The organism is Pseudomonas sp. FSL R10-2964, assembly GCF_009600035.1.
Taxonomy (GTDB): domain Bacteria; phylum Pseudomonadota; class Gammaproteobacteria; order Pseudomonadales; family Pseudomonadaceae; genus Aquipseudomonas; species Aquipseudomonas bubulae.
Genome location: NZ_WIWH01000008.1, coordinates 93,025 through 109,499, shown reverse-complemented (window position 1 = coordinate 109,499; position 16,475 = coordinate 93,025). Strand labels below are relative to the sequence as shown.

20 protein-coding genes, 1 tRNA gene and 1 pseudogene are annotated in these 16,475 nt (G+C 54.9%); 11 read left to right on the top strand and 11 right to left on the bottom strand.

Features of this window, described 5'->3' with window-relative positions:
* Positions 1 to 46 precede the first annotated feature (46 nt).
* Positions 47 to 1,180 carry an elongation factor P maturation arginine rhamnosyltransferase EarP gene (earP, locus tag GHN92_RS06700; RefSeq protein WP_095019386.1) on the bottom strand — a complete coding sequence of 378 codons (1,134 nt, stop codon included), beginning with the start codon at positions 1,178 to 1,180 and terminating at the stop codon, positions 47 to 49.
* A gap of 125 nt (positions 1,181 to 1,305) precedes the next feature.
* Between earP and GHN92_RS06695 the strand changes: the two genes are divergently transcribed.
* Positions 1,306 to 1,788 carry a GreA/GreB family elongation factor gene (locus tag GHN92_RS06695; RefSeq protein ID WP_133144888.1) on the top strand — a complete coding sequence of 161 codons (483 nt, stop codon included), beginning with the start codon at positions 1,306 to 1,308 and terminating at the stop codon, positions 1,786 to 1,788.
* Between the two features lie 109 nt (positions 1,789 to 1,897).
* On the opposite strand, the gene GHN92_RS06690 is transcribed toward GHN92_RS06695, so the two are convergent.
* Positions 1,898 to 2,152: a hypothetical protein gene (locus GHN92_RS06690; protein ID WP_095002251.1), complete on the bottom strand. Its 255-nt coding sequence runs from the start codon at positions 2,150 to 2,152 to the stop codon at positions 1,898 to 1,900.
* A 166-nt stretch (positions 2,153 to 2,318) separates the two neighbouring features.
* On the opposite strand from GHN92_RS06690, the gene GHN92_RS06685 reads away from it, so the two are divergent.
* The 3 genes from GHN92_RS06685 (at position 2,319) to GHN92_RS06675 (ending at position 4,360) form a co-directional block, all read left to right on the top strand.
* The gene (locus GHN92_RS06685; RefSeq protein WP_095002252.1) at positions 2,319 to 2,636 is read left to right on the top strand and encodes a YqjD family protein; all 318 of its coding nucleotides are present in this window, start codon (positions 2,319 to 2,321) and stop codon (positions 2,634 to 2,636) included.
* Between the two features lie 148 nt (positions 2,637 to 2,784).
* On the top strand, positions 2,785 to 3,987 hold the full coding sequence (locus GHN92_RS06680; RefSeq protein ID WP_095002253.1) for an MFS transporter: 1,203 nt from the start codon (positions 2,785 to 2,787) through the stop codon (positions 3,985 to 3,987).
* Positions 3,988 to 4,063: 76 nt separating this feature from the next.
* Positions 4,064 to 4,360: a DUF6388 family protein gene (locus tag GHN92_RS06675; protein ID WP_133144887.1), complete on the top strand. Its 297-nt coding sequence runs from the start codon at positions 4,064 to 4,066 to the stop codon at positions 4,358 to 4,360.
* 63 nt (positions 4,361 to 4,423) lie between these two features.
* On the opposite strand, the gene GHN92_RS06670 is transcribed toward GHN92_RS06675, so the two are convergent.
* Positions 4,424 to 4,942 (bottom strand): DUF4142 domain-containing protein, encoded by a 519-nt coding sequence (locus GHN92_RS06670; RefSeq protein WP_133144886.1) that lies wholly within the window; start codon positions 4,940 to 4,942, stop codon positions 4,424 to 4,426.
* 169 nt (positions 4,943 to 5,111) lie between these two features.
* Between GHN92_RS06670 and GHN92_RS06665 the strand changes: the two genes are divergently transcribed.
* Complete coding sequence (locus tag GHN92_RS06665) at positions 5,112 to 5,447, top strand: hypothetical protein (RefSeq protein ID WP_130872522.1); 336 nt, start codon at positions 5,112 to 5,114, stop codon at positions 5,445 to 5,447.
* A gap of 445 nt (positions 5,448 to 5,892) precedes the next feature.
* A complete protein-coding gene (locus tag GHN92_RS06660) occupies positions 5,893 to 6,948 on the top strand; it encodes a fatty acid desaturase (protein ID WP_133144885.1) in 1,056 nt (351 codons plus the stop codon).
* Between the two features lie 355 nt (positions 6,949 to 7,303).
* Here the strand turns inward: GHN92_RS06660 and GHN92_RS06655 are convergent, their stop codons facing one another.
* Positions 7,304 to 7,642, bottom strand: coding sequence for a hypothetical protein (locus GHN92_RS06655; RefSeq protein ID WP_133144884.1), 339 nt, complete (start codon positions 7,640 to 7,642; stop codon positions 7,304 to 7,306).
* A 128-nt stretch (positions 7,643 to 7,770) separates the two neighbouring features.
* Here GHN92_RS06655 and GHN92_RS06650 point away from each other — a divergent pair, with 128 nt between their 5' ends.
* Entirely contained in the window at positions 7,771 to 8,328 is a 558-nt protein-coding gene (locus GHN92_RS06650) for a helix-turn-helix transcriptional regulator (protein WP_095002257.1), read from the top strand.
* 105 nt (positions 8,329 to 8,433) lie between these two features.
* Positions 8,434 to 9,009 carry an HD domain-containing protein gene (locus tag GHN92_RS06645; protein WP_095025163.1) on the top strand — a complete coding sequence of 192 codons (576 nt, stop codon included), beginning with the start codon at positions 8,434 to 8,436 and terminating at the stop codon, positions 9,007 to 9,009.
* 428 nt (positions 9,010 to 9,437) lie between these two features.
* Here GHN92_RS06645 and GHN92_RS06640 read toward each other — a convergent pair whose 3' ends face one another.
* The 4 genes and pseudogenes from GHN92_RS06640 to GHN92_RS06625 form a co-directional block, all read right to left on the bottom strand.
* Positions 9,438 to 9,812 carry a type II toxin-antitoxin system VapC family toxin gene (locus GHN92_RS06640; protein ID WP_095025160.1) on the bottom strand — a complete coding sequence of 125 codons (375 nt, stop codon included), beginning with the start codon at positions 9,810 to 9,812 and terminating at the stop codon, positions 9,438 to 9,440.
* The gene (locus tag GHN92_RS06635) at positions 9,809 to 10,036 is read right to left on the bottom strand and encodes a type II toxin-antitoxin system Phd/YefM family antitoxin (RefSeq protein ID WP_095002259.1); all 228 of its coding nucleotides are present in this window, start codon (positions 10,034 to 10,036) and stop codon (positions 9,809 to 9,811) included. Before GHN92_RS06635 ends, GHN92_RS06640 begins: the two co-directional genes overlap by 4 nt.
* A 79-nt stretch (positions 10,037 to 10,115) precedes the next feature.
* A pseudogene (locus GHN92_RS06630) lies at positions 10,116 to 10,367 on the bottom strand (helix-turn-helix domain-containing protein); the annotation flags it as partial.
* Positions 10,368 to 10,607: 240 nt separating this feature from the next.
* A tRNA-Ser gene (locus GHN92_RS06625) sits at positions 10,608 to 10,697 on the bottom strand.
* A gap of 307 nt (positions 10,698 to 11,004) precedes the next feature.
* On the opposite strand from GHN92_RS06625, the gene GHN92_RS06620 reads away from it, so the two are divergent.
* From GHN92_RS06620 to GHN92_RS06610, 3 genes are all read left to right on the top strand, one after another.
* Positions 11,005 to 11,694 (top strand): crotonase/enoyl-CoA hydratase family protein, encoded by a 690-nt coding sequence (locus tag GHN92_RS06620; protein ID WP_095019389.1) that lies wholly within the window; start codon positions 11,005 to 11,007, stop codon positions 11,692 to 11,694.
* A 223-nt stretch (positions 11,695 to 11,917) separates the two neighbouring features.
* Positions 11,918 to 12,700, top strand: a complete 783-nt coding sequence (locus GHN92_RS06615) for a 1-acyl-sn-glycerol-3-phosphate acyltransferase (RefSeq protein WP_095002261.1) — start codon at positions 11,918 to 11,920, stop codon at positions 12,698 to 12,700.
* An 83-nt stretch (positions 12,701 to 12,783) separates the two neighbouring features.
* Positions 12,784 to 13,755, top strand: coding sequence for a magnesium and cobalt transport protein CorA (locus GHN92_RS06610; protein ID WP_095002262.1), 972 nt, complete (start codon positions 12,784 to 12,786; stop codon positions 13,753 to 13,755).
* A 114-nt stretch (positions 13,756 to 13,869) separates the two neighbouring features.
* Here GHN92_RS06610 and GHN92_RS06605 read toward each other — a convergent pair whose 3' ends face one another.
* From GHN92_RS06605 to GHN92_RS06595, 3 genes are all read right to left on the bottom strand, one after another.
* Complete coding sequence (locus tag GHN92_RS06605) at positions 13,870 to 14,592, bottom strand: amidotransferase (RefSeq protein WP_153379726.1); 723 nt, start codon at positions 14,590 to 14,592, stop codon at positions 13,870 to 13,872.
* A 623-nt stretch (positions 14,593 to 15,215) separates the two neighbouring features.
* The gene (locus GHN92_RS06600; protein WP_016779973.1) at positions 15,216 to 15,557 is read right to left on the bottom strand and encodes a ribonuclease E inhibitor RraB; all 342 of its coding nucleotides are present in this window, start codon (positions 15,555 to 15,557) and stop codon (positions 15,216 to 15,218) included.
* Between the two features lie 265 nt (positions 15,558 to 15,822).
* On the bottom strand, positions 15,823 to 16,431 hold the full coding sequence (locus GHN92_RS06595) for an START domain-containing protein (protein ID WP_095020313.1): 609 nt from the start codon (positions 16,429 to 16,431) through the stop codon (positions 15,823 to 15,825).
* Positions 16,432 to 16,475 lie beyond the last annotated feature (44 nt).

The following is a 16,475-nucleotide window of genomic DNA, read 5'->3' as shown; positions in this document are numbered from 1 at the left end:
GAATATCCGAATTTGGATTGAGATTTACAAAAATCTAGGTCGCGTATCATATCCAATTTCTATAAAACAGTACTAGCGCTTGCGCAAGATCAGCCTGTAATGACTGTTCCAGACACCACTGTTCAGCGTGTGCAGCGATTTCAGGCCAGCATTGGAGCACCCCATTCCAGCTTTCGCCCATCTCGGCGCCAGCATTCCAGGCATGCCAAAGCCCGGTAACCGCCCGGGCGGCCTGTGGCGAAAGGCCTTTGACGTAGAGGTCGAGGAATGCGTTGAGCTTGACCCAGTGCGCGTCTTCTTCCTGCTCATAGATATGCCACAGCAGGGGGCGCCCTGCCCATTGCGCCCGCACAAACGAGTCTTCACCGCGCACTGCGTTGAAATCACAGCTCCATAACAGGTGGTCGTAATCCTCTTGCCTGACGAACGGCAACGCCTGAACGGTCAACGCCCCGCGCTGTTCGACCGCACCCAGGGGTAACTGCTCAATACCCAGCCACTGCAGCAGATCACCCATGATCCGTCCTTGTGGCACCAGCAGGTGGGTCGGCCCGGCCCCCGCCGCCATTGCATCCAGCCAGCTGGCCAGGCCGGTATTTTCATAGGCAAATAATGAAATCAGCCGCGCATTGTGCGCCGGGCAAACCCCCAGCCCCTGCAAAAATACCTGCTTGGCCTGCGGGTCCTGCTCAAAGGCGTGGCGGCGCTGCAACAAGTCTGCCTCACGCAACAGCCCGCCAGTACCGGCATCAAACCCCGGAAAGAAAAACATCCGTTTCAAACCGTCAGGCCGCATCGATGGCAGGCCGTGGCAGCCGCTGACCCAGTCTTCGGCACTCAAGTATTCGAGATTGATCCACAACGCCGGTTTTTCGCGAGCCTTCATCGCCTGCAGATAGCCTTCAGGCAGTTTGCAGGCAAAGGCCTCGACCACCACGTCGGCAACCTCCGTCGCCGGCCACTGCGCCGGCCACTGGCAAACCTCAACCCCCTGCTGCCATTGCTGCGCAGCGCCGACATCCGCCTCGGGGCACAACGGCACAAACGCTCGCAAGTCATCGACCCACAACCGTACGCCCTGCTGATGCTCGGCCACCAACTGCCGGGCCAGACGCCAGGTCACCCCGATGTCGCCGTAATTATCGACCACGCTGCAAAAAATATCCCAGGAGGCTTTCATACCGGGCTCCAACATTCAAAAGGGGGGATTGTCCGCATAATTGGCTGCGTACAGAAGTCTTGAGGCGGATTAATCTGCGCGGCACTCGTGCGACAATCGGCGTTCGTCACTATCAAGCTGCGACCATGAACAAGACTGCTGTGCACCTGCTGATGCTGGAGAAACTCGAAATCGACCTCGATGTCCTCCAGCGCGCGGCGCAAACCGCCTATGAAGCGGCCACCCATGCGGAAAACATCGCCGAGAACAAATACGACACCCTCGGCCTGGAAGCGTCATATCTGGCCACAGGACAGGCACGCCGGGTTGAGGAAATTCGCCAGGCGTTGAAAAACTGCCGGGCCATGACCCTTGCGCCGTACAACCCGGCGCAGGGCATTCAGATCGGAGCTCTGGTCAAGCTGGAAGCCGAAAATGGCAGCGAACAGTGGCTGTTCCTCGCCCCCGATGCCGCCGGGCTCAAGCTCGACCACAGCGGGCAGACGGTCACCGTCATCACCCCGCGCTCACCCCTGGGGGCCGCCTTGCAGGGCAAACAGCTTGATGATGAAGTGCAGATCAATGTAGGCGGTGCGGTACAGGTGTTTAGCGTTTGCGAAACGCTCTAGACAACTGTGGGAGCGGGCTTGCTCGCGATAGTATCGCCCCGGTCACGCAGATAAACCGCGGCAGCTGAATCGCGAGCAAGCCCGCTCCTACCAAAGTTTGATGCATGCCTTACTTGGCAGCAGCCACCATGCGGTTCAACTCACTGCGCACCATGTTGGCGTATTCCGGCGGTGACATGGCGTCCAGTTCCGAGCGCACCCATTCAGCCCACTTGCCCTTGCGCTTGGCACGTTCACCAAACAAACGCGCCGCATCCCCTTTGGCCTTGCCCAGGTTGCTCTGCCAAAGGTCATACAAACGGGATTTTTCATCTTCAAGCGCTGCACGCTCTGCGAGAGGCTTGTTGGCGAGGTTGAAGCTCATGTGAATTTCCTGCGGTGTTAATTAGGTGACATCTTACACCCTACAAAGAAGTGTCTCAGTCTGGTTTTTGACTACGCTGTCAGCTCAGGCGCAAATCAGATGCAACTTTTTAGCATTGGGTTGACTCCATTACATATCACCCCTTTAACCTGCAAGGAGTACCGCAATGGCTCGAAAAAATGCCGTACAAGCTGAAGATCAAATCAAGGATCAAGCGTTCAGCGAACTGCAAGACCTGATTGCCGAATCTGAAAAACTGCTCAAGGACAGCGTGTCCCTGGTCGGTGAAGAAGGCGAAACCCTGCGTGCCCAGGTGAGCCTCAAGCTCAAGCAGGCACTGGATTCAGTGACCAACGTGCGCGAGCGCACCAAGCCTGTGGTCGACGCCACGGAAAGCTACATCGGTGGCCATCCATGGCAGACCGTGGCCATCTCGGCCGGTTTCGGTCTGGTCGTTGGCCTGCTGCTGGGGCGTCGCAACTAACATCGGCTGCCACTGTTGCCTGCACAGCCCCTGGTGTTTATTGCCAGGGGCTGTGCGGTTTAAAATTTAAAACCGCCGACATATTCAGTGACATTCTCCGCTGACATTCTGATACTTCGTCGCATTCCCCATGCCAACGAGACAGTCAATGTCCACGTCTACTGCTGCAACAAAACCTCTTAGCACCGCCCTGATTCTGCTGATGGCCACCGCCACCGGCCTGGCTGTTGCCAGCAACTATTACGCCCAACCCCTGCTGCATACCATCGCCCAGCAACTGGGCTTGAGCATGGGCAGCGCCGGTACCGTGGTTATCACTGCCCAGCTCAGCTATGGCGCTGGCCTGTTACTGCTGGTGCCGCTGGGTGATCTGTTCGAACAACGCCGACTGATCGTCACCATGACCGTGCTCAGCGCCCTGGGCCTTCTGCTAAGCGCATTTGCCCCTTCGTTGACGTGGCTGTTGATCGGCACGGCACTGACCGGACTGTTTTCGGTATCGGCCCAGGTGCTGGTGCCCATGGCGGCCAGCCTGACCGACCCGCAAAGCCGTGGTCGGGTCGTTGGGACACTGATGAGTGGCCTGTTGCTGGGCATTTTGCTGGCCCGCACCGTAGCGGGCGCGCTGTCATCGGCAGGTGACTGGCGCACCATTTACCTGGTAGCTGCCGCCTTGATGCTGATCAGTGCCATCTCGCTGTATTGCGCCCTGCCCAACCACCATCAAAGCGCCGGGCTGAGCTACCCAAAACTGCTGAAGTCGGTGTTCACTCTGTTTATCGAAGAACCCGTACTGCGCCTGCGCGCCCTGCTGGGCCTGCTGACCTTCTCGCTGTTCGCCCTGTTCTGGACCCCCCTGGCCTTTTTGCTGGCGGTACCACCCTACAGCTACTCGGACGCGGTGATCGGTCTGTTCGGCCTGGCCGGCGCCGTCGGTGCGGTAGCGGCCAACTGGGCCGGACGCATGGCTGATCGCGGCAAGGGGCAACAGGCCACCACCGCTGGCCTGCTGGTGCTACTGGCCTGCTGGCTGCCCATGGCATTTGCCGGGCATTCATTGGTGGCTTTGCTGATCGGTGTGCTGGCCCTGGATTTTGCCGTGCAACTGGTCCATGTGAGCAACCAGAACGCGGTGTTCAAAGTCCGCCCGGCAGCCCGCAACCGCCTGAATGCTGGCTACATCACCTGTTATTTCATTGGCGGCGCACTGGGTTCACTGGTAGGTGCGCAGACCTACCCGGCCTATGGCTGGGACGGTATTGTCGTGGTCGGCGCCGTGGTCGCGACACTGGCATTGGCGGTATGGGGCTACAGCCTGCAGCGCGAAAGCAAGCTGCAACCGGTGGGCTAAGCAGCTATATGGCACTTTTCATCGTAATGCGAACTCGCTAGCATGCGAAAAATGCCCTGACCATCCGAGACGCCATATGATCCCTAAAGAATCCCGTAACGAACTGGCCCTGGATACTTTTATCAAGGCGCACCCTGAACTGATCGACGAAATGAAAGAGCTGAGCGCCGAGGATCGCCAGCAACAGATTTTGTGGGCTTTTGAGGACGAAGCCGAAAGCCGCGGCCTGGAAGCCTGGGAACTGGCCCTGGAACTGATCGCCCGCTCCCCCGAAGAACTCAAGAGCATGCGCCTTGAAGTGCATCAGGAAGTCGCCGAAGCCTTGGACATGAGCTGGGAAGAGTACTGCGGGTTCAACGAAATCGCGGTCTGAGCCACGCCACGTTGCATAAAACGCCCGGTCGATCACTCACCGGGCGTTTTTGCACTTAAAGGATCAGGACTTTTGGTGGGCATCCACCAGTTTTTGCGCCATCAGCAGATGCATTTCCAGCTTGGGCAGATACTTTTCGGCAAACGCCTGCAACTCCGGTGACTCGGGATTTTGCGCCTGCTCCTTGTACAACTCGATGGCCTGTTCATGGGCCTTGACCTGGTTGGCCGCATAGGCCGCGTCGAACGAATCGCCCTCCTGCACTTGCAGCATCAGCTTTTTCGCCTTGTCGAGTATCTGCTCATCGCTGGACACCTGCAGGCCCAGTCGGCTGGCAAGATCCTTCAAATCCCGATTGGCATTGGTATGGTCCTTGATGGCTTCCACGGCATAGCTTTCTATGTCCGTCGAAGAGGTTTTACTGATCGCCATACGGCTGGTCTCGATCTCCGCAATCCCTGCTGCATGAGCCTCATCAACAAAGTCTGCCGGACTGGCTGCGACTGCTGTGGCCGCCACGATCAGGGAGCAGACCAGGGCACAACCTGCCACAAAGCGTTTGGGGCCAATCAGGTGTTTCATAACGTCCTCCAGAAAAAGGCAGGTTTATTCCCTGCACAGAATCTGAAGGCACGTGATGGCAAAGGTTTAAATCAAAGCTGTTTTTTCTGACGGATGGCAACTGAAGGCACTTCAGCGAACCCTGAGCCATACTGTCCAGCAACACTTTGCGCCAAACAGGAGAAGCCATATGGACGCCTTCAGGGCCATGCTCGACAACTGGGAGTCCAGATCTCAGGAGTCCAGTGAGCGGGTTGAATACAACCTTTCACTACACAAGCGTGATTTGGTCAAAATCAAGGCTTTCGCCCAAGCCTACGGGCTGGATGAAGCCACCATTACCCAAAGCCTGATTCATTGCGCGCTTGAGCAAGCAGAGCAGGCCATGCCCTATGTGAAGGGCTCTGAGGTCATCAGGATTGAAGAAGGTGAAGAGATTTATGCCGATGCCGGCAAAACCCCAGCATTCGTGAAAGCGGAACAAGCAATTTCCAGAGAACTGGACCTGAACAGTCCGCCTTCCTGAATCAAGTCTTGGGCCGTGACCGGGTAGCGCTGCGCCCGGGGGCACCGGCAGGTGGCGTGTACTGCCGGGCCTGCGCGCAGCCCGCATTCAGCAACAGCACGCCAAAGGGGGAGCAGCCTTATCATCGTCTAAATCCATTTGAGCTCGAATGGGAGCGTTCAATGGCACTACCGGGTAGTAATCCTTCAATCCCGGCGCCACACGACCGAGCATTCGCAACAATTCGGTTCAGGCCAGTTACATAATATCAAACGTTAGTTTTCAGGCCGATATTTAACCCGACGCAAAAGTTAACCCCGCGCCACAAAGTTATTGTCCGACAATATAACGATATATATCCGCTCGTCCGACCAAACCGCCATAAAAACATTAAAACTTGCCCAATAAAATAAATGTGCTTTTCTAGTGAAGCGATCCCAACCCATCGTCTTCAAAGGATGAAGTGATGAACACTGACTCTCGAGCACCCAGTACGACTTTGCCAAAAACCGAGCAGGATTTAATTAACGACGTTACTCAAAAAATCACACAGCACAGTAATGAGCTACGTAAACGCTATCGCGTACTGGGTTTCCAGAATGCCATAGGCGCCAGCGTGATGGCTGTTTCTGTAACTGGCATGATAATAACGGGCACACTGTATATAAAAGGGCTTATTCCCGGCTGGCTTTGTATTGTAATCAATGCGTTGTTGACGTCATTTATTCATGAACTTGAACACGACTTGATTCATCGCCTGTATTTCAGAAAACACCCCGTGGCGCACAACCTGATGATGCTGCTGTGCTGGATAGCCCGCCCCGGTATGCCCAGCCCCTGGTTACGGCGTGAACTGCACTTTCATCATCACAAAGAATCCGGCACCCACACCGATGTTGAAGCCTGGATTACCACCAGCGGCAGCAAGTGGGGGGCCAAGCGCTTTTTAAAACTCATCGACGGTTTTGTCTTTGGCATTGTCAATGCCCTGATCGCACCGACCTGGCAAGAAAAAATCAGGTTGACCGTCAAGGTGCTTCGGTTGAATGCGCCCATGGGGCTTCTGTACTGGGGCTGCTGGTATATATTCCTGGGTTACCACCTCTACACATGGGTGAACTCGCTGATGGGCCTCACCGTTGAGCTCTCTGCTGCCGCATCACTGCTGATACAGGTGGTCAATGCTGCAGTGGTGATTATCGTCGCGCCCAATATCATCCGTCAGTTCTGCCTGTTTTTTATCAGCTCTAACATTCACTATTTCGGCGACGTCATGCCACGCAATCCCTTGCAGCAAACCCAGGTCATGAACCGGTGGTGGCTGTGGCCATTCCAGTTGTTTTGCTTCAACTTCGGGAGCACCCATTGCATTCATCACTTTGTGGTCAAGGACCCGTTCTACCTGCGCCAAATGACCGCGCCCTTCGCCCATAAAGTTTTAGCGGACGCCGGTGTCAGGTTTAATGACTTCGGCACCTATAAGCGCTCAAACCGTTACAGCTTTACGCAACCGGAAGCTTAAGCTATCAACCCGCTTCTATTTGTTTGATCTCGCCCTATAAATATCACCCTGGCCAGTGACCTTCAGAACTGGCTAAGCCTTTATCAACCGCACATCCTGTAGGAAATCAGGGGGCTGTGTTTACTTAATGTGGCGGTTAAGGAGGGGTTCGAAACCGTCCATACCCGTTTTTTTTCAAATCACGGCCCCCGGCTTATAACGACTGTAGAGAATCTGCTGACTAACAAGCGGCCCCATGGCAGCCCCATGGGGTTGTGTGTCAACTTGTGGATCTGCTGCCTGATAGGGCATGTGTATTCTTTGCGTTTAGCCCTCGAAAAAAGGCAAGAACAGTAAGCACCTTGCTCATGAACAATTAAAAATAGCTCGGCGGTTTTTTTAAGAAATACTCAGCTTCCTGATTATTCCGTTCATTTATTCTGAGCAGCAAGCTCGGGTGAGCTCCTGTATAGCCTATTGATTCTGCTGCAACAAAACCAGCTGATCTGTAGATGTTGGTTTGTACGTCTTGAAAAAGCATAAAACCTGTAGTTGCTTGTTGTTTCTCATAGCCTTCTAGCAGCATTGACAGGCAGCTTAGGCCATATCCTTTCTTGCGGCTATTTACCTCTGTAGCTAATGAGGCTATGCCTATCCATGAACTGTTGTTATGCCCCGGGATCACATAGGAAATGGCAGATGATATGGCCGTCATTTAGAGCAGCTCCGCAAAAGACATTGTCTGCTGGCACGTCGATCCAGCGTCCAACTATCCAGGCAATTTGCATGCAGGGCTCGCACAGATCAAACTCGCCAAGACTCCCACTTTTTCTGTAACTCAATATGCCTGATATGTTGCTAAAACCTTCGTTACCTGGAGTCATGCTCCGGCGATGGCGTCTCTTGCACCAAGTCAAACAATCCCATGCCGCAGAGTTGTTTAGCGTTACCCAATCGACTATCTCTCGCTGGGAAAGTGGCGTACTGGATTTGGATTCCCTCGCACACGAAAAGCTTGAGAAGTTGCTGGCTGCTCGCCTCACTACAGCCGCTGATCAAGCGCTGGGCCGAATGGTTCGTGAAAGCTCGCGCCCCGTTCATCTCATTTGTGATTTGACGCACCGTTTGCTTGCTTGTTCATCTTCGCGAGCAGCCCAATTCGCGACTCCTGTCAGCGAGCTGCTGGGTAGTTCTTTATGGCGCTTCGCTACGCCAACTATTATTAGCATGGAGGCTGACCTGGATAGACTGGGTTGGCGGGAAGCCTTCGCACCACCAGCGCTGGAATTTCTAACGGGCGACAATCATTCGTCCATTGTTCCGATCAGCCAAAGCTTATGTCGCTGGACACGAATCCCCCTTTCGGACGGAGCAACAACACGCCTGGTTGAGTCGCTCTGACTGCACCCTGCATATTTTATGCGTAGACGCTAATGATCTTGAGATCTAGTCTGGCTGAACCAGGTGAGCGGACATTCTGTCCGGCCCACAGAGTCAGAGGTGTTCATGGACATCGAAAAAATCAAAGGGCGCCTCCAATTTCTACGTGAGGCGGAAAAGCTCAAGGATGTACTTAGAAGCGCGCACACCTCTTCCGGGCGAACCGAAAGCACGGCAGAGCACAGCTGGCGCTTATGCCTGATGGCCGTCGTCTTTGGAGATTATCTGACCGGTCTCGACAGGTTAAAAATGCTCAAGATGTGTGTCATTCACGACTTGGGAGAGGCCATCAGCGGTGACATTCCCGCCGTCAATAAAGATTCGTTTCCCAACAAGAGCGAGCAAGAGAGGAGCGACCTCATTCTCTTGACCAATACTCTGGATGAATCATTAAAAGCCGAGATATTGGCACTTTGGGACGACTACGAAAATGCTTTGTCACCAGAGGCGGTAGCCGTCAAGGCGCTAGATAAGTTGGAAACAATGCTTCAGCACAACCAGGGCAAGAACCCACCGGACTTCGATTACGAATTCAATCTTGCCTATGGCAAAAAATACACAGATGCCGCCCCTCTATTCGAGGCGCTTCGCAATATCATCGACGAAGAAACCAAAGCTAATATGCTTTTGAATCCGAAATGAACAAGTGCCACGTTGATGTGAATTGACTCCTTTGCATCAAAAAGTCCTACCTTTGCAGGAATCCGCAGGGCTCTCGTCTTCCAAAACTCTCCGCCCAGCCCGCGGCCCTGTCCGCTGTCAACCAGGCGCAGAACTGCGGAAAAAAAGACCTGCTTAGCCCGCAGACGAGGTGGGGGGACGACAGTGCGCGCCAGGGTATGAAGCATGCCACTACCCTGCCCGTCAAAATTGCTATCCGATGGCCTTCACCTGAGAGCCCTGTTGCCTTTATGAGTGGCGCCAAAGCTTGACCACCTTCTATCAACACTTTGACGAGAAGCGCTGTGCGCTCTCACTGGCAGCCTCACAAGGTGTGTTTACAGTTCTATTTGTTACGAGCCGTAAAAAACCGCCTCGATGGGCGGCTTGGTCATACGATAACGCACAGGTCAAACGATGATCGTGTGAGGGTATCCGTGCATGGCACTATCGTGAGTCACCAGGCTGATACCTTCTGCAAGCGCTTGGGCAACCATGATGCGGTCAAACGGATCTCGGTGATGGTTCGGCAGATTGCCTACAGTCAGCCCGTGATCAGAAGTGATCGGCAATTCGAGGTAGCCTGCATCTATCAGCACTTTGCGTAGTACAGCAGGAATAACGCCGGTGCGCTCGGCGCCTTTGATGGTCAGCTCCCAGATGCTGGCTGCGCTGAAATAAAGGGTGTTGGCCTCATCGTCGATAAGCTGGGCGGCAGCCTTGGGCAGTTTGTCGTCGCCAATAGCTGCCCAGATCAGGATATGCGTGTCGAGCAATAACCTCATGCCTTTCCCTCAAACAGATCTGCTATTTCAGCATCCAGAGCGTCCGAAGCATCGGCGTTGAATGTCACACCCGCGAGCATCCCGCGGCGCTTGGGGGGTGTAATAGGAACCAGCTTGGCCACTGGCACGCCTGCCTTGGCGATGATGATGGTCTCCCCGCCCGCTGCCGCATCAACAAGCTGCGAGAAGTGTGTTTTCGCTGCATGGATGTTGTGGATCTGCATATGGCTACCTCCCAAGGGTTGGTTGATGAGGTTAGCCTAGTCCAGCCAATGGACTAAGTAAAGTATGCTGAATGCTACCGTGTTTACACCTGAGGGCTAAGACTTGCGCCTCCAAAACAGCAGAGGTCAACTTGGGGCTGGAAGCCGGTTTGCGGGACTTCTCTTGCAGTCCCGACTGACCGTGCGCCTCGTAACGGTTAAGCCACTTGTAGGCCGTTTGCGGGCTGATGCCAAACCGTCGACACAGTTCTCGTTTATTGCTACCGGGTTGCCGTGCTAAGGCAACGAACTCTTCTTTCAGGCTCATGGCATCTCTCGTGTCCCAGGGCATGATGGTTTTCCGGCGAAGTTGGCTCCCCGAAAAGTGTCCACCATGTCCCCGCACACCCGTCAACCTTATGTCCGGTCCGTACACACGGGGATGAAGGGACCTACCCCAAAGGACGGGGGGCCCAGCCAGAAAAAGCCCTACGTATTCTCATATTATTCCAATACCACCATTTTCCAGACGCCAGAAACCACAAACCCCCGACTTTCTCTAGGAAAATCAGGGGTTTGTGTTTACTTAATGTGGCGGTGAAGGAGAGATTCGAACTCTCGATACAATTTCTTGTATACACACTTTCCAGGCGTGCTCCTTAAGCCACTCGGACACTTCACCGTATCTCTTCAAACAAGTTCTGTCTGTCGAGGCGCGCTAATGTAGTCGAAAGCTTTCGATATGACAAATGTTTTTTTCAGAATTTTCATGTGCTTACGAAAATAGTCCTTTTGGCGGTATGCCACGGGGGGGCGTTTCTGCCAAATTCCGGCACCGCAGCTTTGCCCGTTCAGGCAAAAACCCTGCTCCGCTGCCCTCTATATAGAAGGTGCAGGCCAATTGCATGACTCACCGGTCAGTCATGGCCCTTTACCTGGGCCACGGGGCTGGGTAACGTCTGCCCCACTTCATAACAAGGATTTGCGCCATGAGTGACTTGATTGCCTATCACCTGGAAGACGGTATCGCCACGCTGACCTTGAGCAATGGCAAGGTCAATGCCATCTCCCCGGATGTGATCACTGCGTTTAATGCCGCACTGGACCAGGCCGAGCAGGATCGCGCTGTAGTCATCATTACCGGGCAACCAGGCATTCTCTCTGGCGGCTATGACTTGAAGGTGATGACCGCCAGCCCCGAGCAAGCCATTGAGCTGGTCAGGCAGGGCTCGACCCTCGCTCGTCGCCTGTTGGCGCATCCGTTCCCGGTGGTGATTGCCTGTTCCGGCCACGCGGTGGCCAAGGGCGCATTTCTGCTGTTGTCGGTGGATTACCGTATCGGCGTGGAAGGCCCGTTCAGCATCGGCCTGAACGAAGTGCAGATAGGCATGACCATGCACCATGCCGGTATTGAGCTGGCCCGCGACCGGCTGCGCAAATCGGCATTCCACCGCTCGGTTATCAACGGTGAGATGTTCACCCCGCTCACCGCAGTTGACGCAGGCTTCCTCGACAAGGTGGTCAAGCCTGATGAGCTGCAAGCCGCAGCCCTGGAAGCCGCCCGCCAGTTGAAGAAGATCAATATGAGGGCCCACAGGAACACCAAGCTCAAGGTGCGCAAGGAGCTGCTGGAAACGCTGGACAAGGCAATTGAAGAAGACCAGCACCACCCGCTCTGACCCTCCCCCCCCTGAAATACCGGTCCCGACCGCAACCTGCGGTCGGGATTGTGCCTGCCTGACGTCCCCCTGCAATCATTCTCAAACTGCTCTGGCCCGCCTCTTACAAAGCTCGTTGAAACAAATGCTAAAACTTCAGCTATCTCCTACTTGTATCGGGGTAATTGCTGAAGACAGTGCACATCCGTACACTGCGCCGACTTTTGTTTTGGCGAGCCTGTAAATGCTACTTTCGATGCGTATGTTGTTGATGTGTCTGCATTTTATGCTTGCAGGCGTACTGGGTGTAATACTGGGCATGTGCCGTCCCTTCAATCCGGACAACAGCCGCCTGTGCGCGCGCCTGTATGCCTGGCCGTCCCGCTGGATCCTGGGCTACAGACTCAAGGCCGAGGTCGGACCGTTGATGGACAAGCCGCAAAGCTGTGTGGTGATTGCCAATCATCAGTCCAACTACGACCTGTTTATATTCGGCAACGTGGTACCGCGCCGCACTGTGTGCATCGGCAAAAAAAGCCTTAAGTGGGTGCCTCTGTTCGGCCAGCTGTTCTGGTTGGCGGGCAACGTGCTGATCGATCGGGGCAATGCCCAGAAAGCCCGCAAGTCGATGCTGACGACTACCCGCACCCTGCAAGAGAAAGACACGTCCATCTGGGTATTCCCGGAAGGCACGCGCAATTTCGGCAAAACCCTGCTGCCTTTCAAGAAGGGCGCATTCCAGATGGCAATCACTGCCGGGGTGCCGATCGTACCGGTGTGCGTTAGCACTTATAGCCAGCACCTGCAGCTCAACCGCTGGCACAGTGCCGATATCCAGATCCGTTCACTGCCTGCCATCCCGACAGCCGGCCTGACCCTGAATGACATCCCGCAGTTGATGGAACAGTGCCACGAGCAGATGCGTGAATGCATTGAAGCCATGGACCGGGAACTGCTGAGCCAGAAAAACATTCACTTGCCACCCCTGTCCAAGGGCAACTCGACAGTATCCAACCCGAACCACTGAACCTTTGTCGTCTCAAAGTGGCCAATAGCACGCTAAGCTGCATCTTCGTGCCATAACCCTTTGAAGAAGAAGCGATTAGAACTATGGGGAGAGTTGTTGCTGCTGCGGTTTATAACGCAGGCAAGAAAGTCACCAATATCACGCTGGACGAAGGCATTGAGTGGGCGAAAAAGCCTGGTCACTTCGTCTGGATTGGTCTTGAGCAACCCGACGCGCAAGAGCTGGCCAACTTGCAACGCCAGTTCAACCTGCATGAACTGGCCATCGAAGACGCCCTTGAGCAACACAGCCGTCCCAAGCTCGAGACCTTTGGCGATGCGCTGTTTATCGTGATCTATTCTCCGGTTCGCCATGAAGGCAAACTGGAGTTTGTCGAAACCCATATCTTTGCCGGCAACGGCTATATCATCACCAGCCGCAATGGCCATTCAGCCTCTTACAAATCCGTACGCCAGCGTTGCGAAGCACGGCCGCTGCTGCTGGAGCATGGTGAAGACTTTGTGCTGTATGCCCTGCTCGACTTCGTTACCGAGAGTTATCAGCCTGTCAGCGAAGCCATCCATGCCGAAATCGAGCAGCTCGAACAAAGCATCATGGGCAATGCCCTGAATGAGGCGGACATCGTCCACCTGCATGGCCTGCGCCGCGATGTACTGCGTCTGCGCCGCTATGTGGCGCCCATGGTGGAGATCAGCGAAGAACTGCAGCGCCTGACCTTCCCCTTTATCGACAAGAACATGCGTCCTTATTTTCGTGATGTGCAGATTCACGTCACGCGGCAGATGGAAGATCTCACCAACCTGCGCGATGCCGCTACCCAGACCATTGAGATCGTTGTGCTACTGGAGTCTTCACGCCAGAGCAATGTACAGCGCAAGTTCGCCGCCTGGGCGGCCATCCTGGCGTTCCCCACTGCCGTGGCGGGGATTTACGGGATGAACTTCCAGAACATGCCGGAATTGACCTGGCACTACGGCTATTTCGGTGTGCTGGGGTTTATTGCGGTGGGCGTCACCGGCCTGTGGACCAGCTTCAAACGGTCTGGCTGGCTCTAACCCTCTCACCCTGTGGGAGCGGGCTTGCTCGCGATTCAGACAGCGCGATTGTTCAGCCAAACCGCATCGTTCCAATCGCGAGCAAGCCCGCTCCCACCTATATCGAGCCGGATATCAGGCGATCTGCGGCTTGTGCGACACAAAACGCATCATCCACTCGGCAACGGTGCGGCCATGATGATCCTGGCCCAGGCTGGCGATACCGCTGCTGTAGACCTGCTCGCCCAGATGTTCCTGGCGCAGGTCAAGCAAGGCCCGCGAATAGTCGTGGATAAACTCGGGGTGGCCCTGGAAGCACAGCACCTGATCATTGATGTGGTAGGCGGCAAACGGGCAGAAATCACTGGAAGCAATGACCGTGGCGTTCTCCGGCAAGGCCGTAACCTGGTCCTGATGGCTGATCAACAGCGTCAAGTCCTCGACCACCGGATTCATCCACGGTGCCTTGGCAGCCAGTTTGTACTGGTGGGTGCCCACGCCCCAGCCTTGAGTGGCGCGCCCGCTCTTGCCACCCAGCAGCAGCGCCAGTAATTGATGGCCAAAGCAAACGCCCAGCAACTTGTCACCGCGCTCGTAGCGGGTCAACAAGTAGGTTTTGAGGGTTTGAATCCACGGATCGGTGCCAAATGAGTCCGCCTTGCTGCCGGTAACCAGGTAAGCATCGAACGTCTGGTCATCAGACGGATATTCGCCATGCATGACATTGAAAACAGTGAACTGTGCCGCGATTGGCTGCGTGGAGAACAGGCGCACAAACATTTGCCCGTAGCCCTGATATTGGTCAACAAACTCTGGACGCAGAATGTCGGTTTCCAGAATGCAGATGCGTAGCGACATAAAAGTACCTGGCACGATAAAGGCGAAAGTAATGATGACAACAGATCCGAGCCTGCCCTGAAAGGGTATTTGATGGCAAGTACTGAACGTAGTAATCGCCCTGCAACCCCTGAAAACGGGGGCCTTTTGTAGGACAAAACAGGGCTGCACTGCACTCCCTGACGAACGGTAGGGGGCTAAGAATATGGACACCAAACGGGCCCGTTGCGTCTAGATACGGGTCGGCAGGTCAGGGGTAAAAGATTTAATAGCGTTTTAGAAACTTACTGCACTTGGATGATGTTAAAGGGTTCTAAGCCATGTCTTATGGGGGCTCTAAGGTTAACCCTGTTGCCAGGGCCGCTTTCTTTTCGAGGCATTAATCTCTTGGCGCAGGCATTGTCGTTCAGGAAAAACAAAAAAAGGCAGATAGCCATGTTCAAACATACGAAAGTACGTCAAGCCGGTCTTATCCTCTTTGCTACCACCTTGCTGCTGATCTTGCCGAACCTGACAAAGGTTATCGGTTAGACATGCCAATATGCCGAAGACGTGCGCCCCTGCGCGTCTTCGCGGGCTAAAGTTGCTGGCTATAAAACAGAACGGCCGGCCCTGAGGCCAGCCGAGAAACGATCAAACACCTTTCAATTGAGCAGGCCACGCACCTCCTGCTTCACGCCCCAACCTTCGATAATTCCTCCCAGCGGCACGACTACTGCTTCAAAGTCCTGCTCGAAATCGCCGATGCCCCCATAGGTGGCATACATCACCTTACTCAACTCCAGATGCCATGCACCGTCATCTCGCACATTGATCTGCGCATTCAGGGACTCACCACAAAATTTTTGTGCAGCTCTGCGCGCCCGCTCCTCGTCCGGGAAGATCGCGTAAAACTCGATGGGATGGATACGTGAAAAATCAAAACCGCCTTCTTTCATGCGGCGCAGCACATAGCTGCTGAGGTCTTCTTGATGGGCTGTGCTCATGAAACGTCCTCCTCGCAATGGATAGACATTCAGCGCTCCCCTTCGGCAACAGTCGGGCCGTGACAAGGGAAGAAATAAGCATGTAGCAAACAAGATCAGAGCCAGTCGATTACTTCGCTGGTCTGGTTGCAGAGTAGCTCCAGGGTGCGGGATCTGCCAAGGGGGCAAGCCATGAATTTCAACAGGTTTTTTCGTTTGTCGGAAAAAACCGCGCCCGGTACCCGGACAGATGCGCTGTCCAGGACCCGGCTTGCGCTGCTGTGAGTTACGGCTTTTCAGCGCGCTCTTTCAGCCCTTTGAGGGTATTGAAAGGCGCATCGACCACAAACTTGTTGGCCAACCAGGAAGGCACGCTGCCGCCCGGCTCGGTGTGTACCTGATAGGTCACTTCGGTCAGGTTGTCACCTTTGGGCACCAGCTTCCAGAAGCCGTTGACCTGGGCAACCCGTACAAAGCCCTTTTCTTCCGGGATATAGGTCGGCAGGCCTTTGAGCGTGCGGGTCAGGCTGCCATCTGCGCCTTGGGTAGACGTTACCAGCAGCACCGAATCTCTCGGGGTAACCGGCCACGGTGTTTTGAACTGGGTGTAAGTCCAGCTCTGGTCGCCCTCATGCTTGAGCAGCTTTTGCGACTGGCACTCATGGATCCAGGCACAAGCGCTGGCCACGTCTTCCTGCAACTTGCTGATTTTGGCCAGTGGCGCCTTGATGGTCGTCACGCCCTGGTACGCCTTGTACTGGGAGCCGGCCACCTCACTCAGCGACACCTTGATGCCGTCCTGATCCTTGGCAACCTTCCAGTCTTCAGCCTGAGCCACACCCGCCAGCAGAGCGCTCAAACCACAGATCAATGCCACTTTATGCAACGAACCCATTGTCTTGTTCCTTATTGTTGAAGGTTTGTTCACTGGACACGAAC

What these genes read in the sequence shown, in the direction of transcription:
- earP (WP_095019386.1), bottom strand. Translation starts at nt 1,180, where the DNA reads ATGAAAGCCTCCTGGGATATTTTTTGCAGCGTGGTCGATAATTACGGC.
- GHN92_RS06695 (WP_133144888.1), top strand. Translation starts at nt 1,306, where the DNA reads ATGAACAAGACTGCTGTGCACCTGCTGATGCTGGAGAAACTCGAAATC.
- GHN92_RS06690 (WP_095002251.1), bottom strand. Translation starts at nt 2,152, where the DNA reads ATGAGCTTCAACCTCGCCAACAAGCCTCTCGCAGAGCGTGCAGCGCTT.
- GHN92_RS06685 (WP_095002252.1), top strand. Translation starts at nt 2,319, where the DNA reads ATGGCTCGAAAAAATGCCGTACAAGCTGAAGATCAAATCAAGGATCAA.
- GHN92_RS06680 (WP_095002253.1), top strand. Translation starts at nt 2,785, where the DNA reads ATGTCCACGTCTACTGCTGCAACAAAACCTCTTAGCACCGCCCTGATT.
- GHN92_RS06675 (WP_133144887.1), top strand. Translation starts at nt 4,064, where the DNA reads ATGATCCCTAAAGAATCCCGTAACGAACTGGCCCTGGATACTTTTATC.
- GHN92_RS06670 (WP_133144886.1), bottom strand. Translation starts at nt 4,942, where the DNA reads ATGAAACACCTGATTGGCCCCAAACGCTTTGTGGCAGGTTGTGCCCTG.
- GHN92_RS06665 (WP_130872522.1), top strand. Translation starts at nt 5,112, where the DNA reads ATGGACGCCTTCAGGGCCATGCTCGACAACTGGGAGTCCAGATCTCAG.
- GHN92_RS06660 (WP_133144885.1), top strand. Translation starts at nt 5,893, where the DNA reads ATGAACACTGACTCTCGAGCACCCAGTACGACTTTGCCAAAAACCGAG.
- GHN92_RS06655 (WP_133144884.1), bottom strand. Translation starts at nt 7,642, where the DNA reads ATGACGGCCATATCATCTGCCATTTCCTATGTGATCCCGGGGCATAAC.
- GHN92_RS06650 (WP_095002257.1), top strand. Translation starts at nt 7,771, where the DNA reads ATGCCTGATATGTTGCTAAAACCTTCGTTACCTGGAGTCATGCTCCGG.
- GHN92_RS06645 (WP_095025163.1), top strand. Translation starts at nt 8,434, where the DNA reads ATGGACATCGAAAAAATCAAAGGGCGCCTCCAATTTCTACGTGAGGCG.
- GHN92_RS06640 (WP_095025160.1), bottom strand. Translation starts at nt 9,812, where the DNA reads ATGAGGTTATTGCTCGACACGCATATCCTGATCTGGGCAGCTATTGGC.
- GHN92_RS06635 (WP_095002259.1), bottom strand. Translation starts at nt 10,036, where the DNA reads ATGCAGATCCACAACATCCATGCAGCGAAAACACACTTCTCGCAGCTT.
- GHN92_RS06620 (WP_095019389.1), top strand. Translation starts at nt 11,005, where the DNA reads ATGAGTGACTTGATTGCCTATCACCTGGAAGACGGTATCGCCACGCTG.
- GHN92_RS06615 (WP_095002261.1), top strand. Translation starts at nt 11,918, where the DNA reads ATGCTACTTTCGATGCGTATGTTGTTGATGTGTCTGCATTTTATGCTT.
- GHN92_RS06610 (WP_095002262.1), top strand. Translation starts at nt 12,784, where the DNA reads ATGGGGAGAGTTGTTGCTGCTGCGGTTTATAACGCAGGCAAGAAAGTC.
- GHN92_RS06605 (WP_153379726.1), bottom strand. Translation starts at nt 14,592, where the DNA reads ATGTCGCTACGCATCTGCATTCTGGAAACCGACATTCTGCGTCCAGAG.
- GHN92_RS06600 (WP_016779973.1), bottom strand. Translation starts at nt 15,557, where the DNA reads ATGAGCACAGCCCATCAAGAAGACCTCAGCAGCTATGTGCTGCGCCGC.
- GHN92_RS06595 (WP_095020313.1), bottom strand. Translation starts at nt 16,431, where the DNA reads ATGGGTTCGTTGCATAAAGTGGCATTGATCTGTGGTTTGAGCGCTCTG.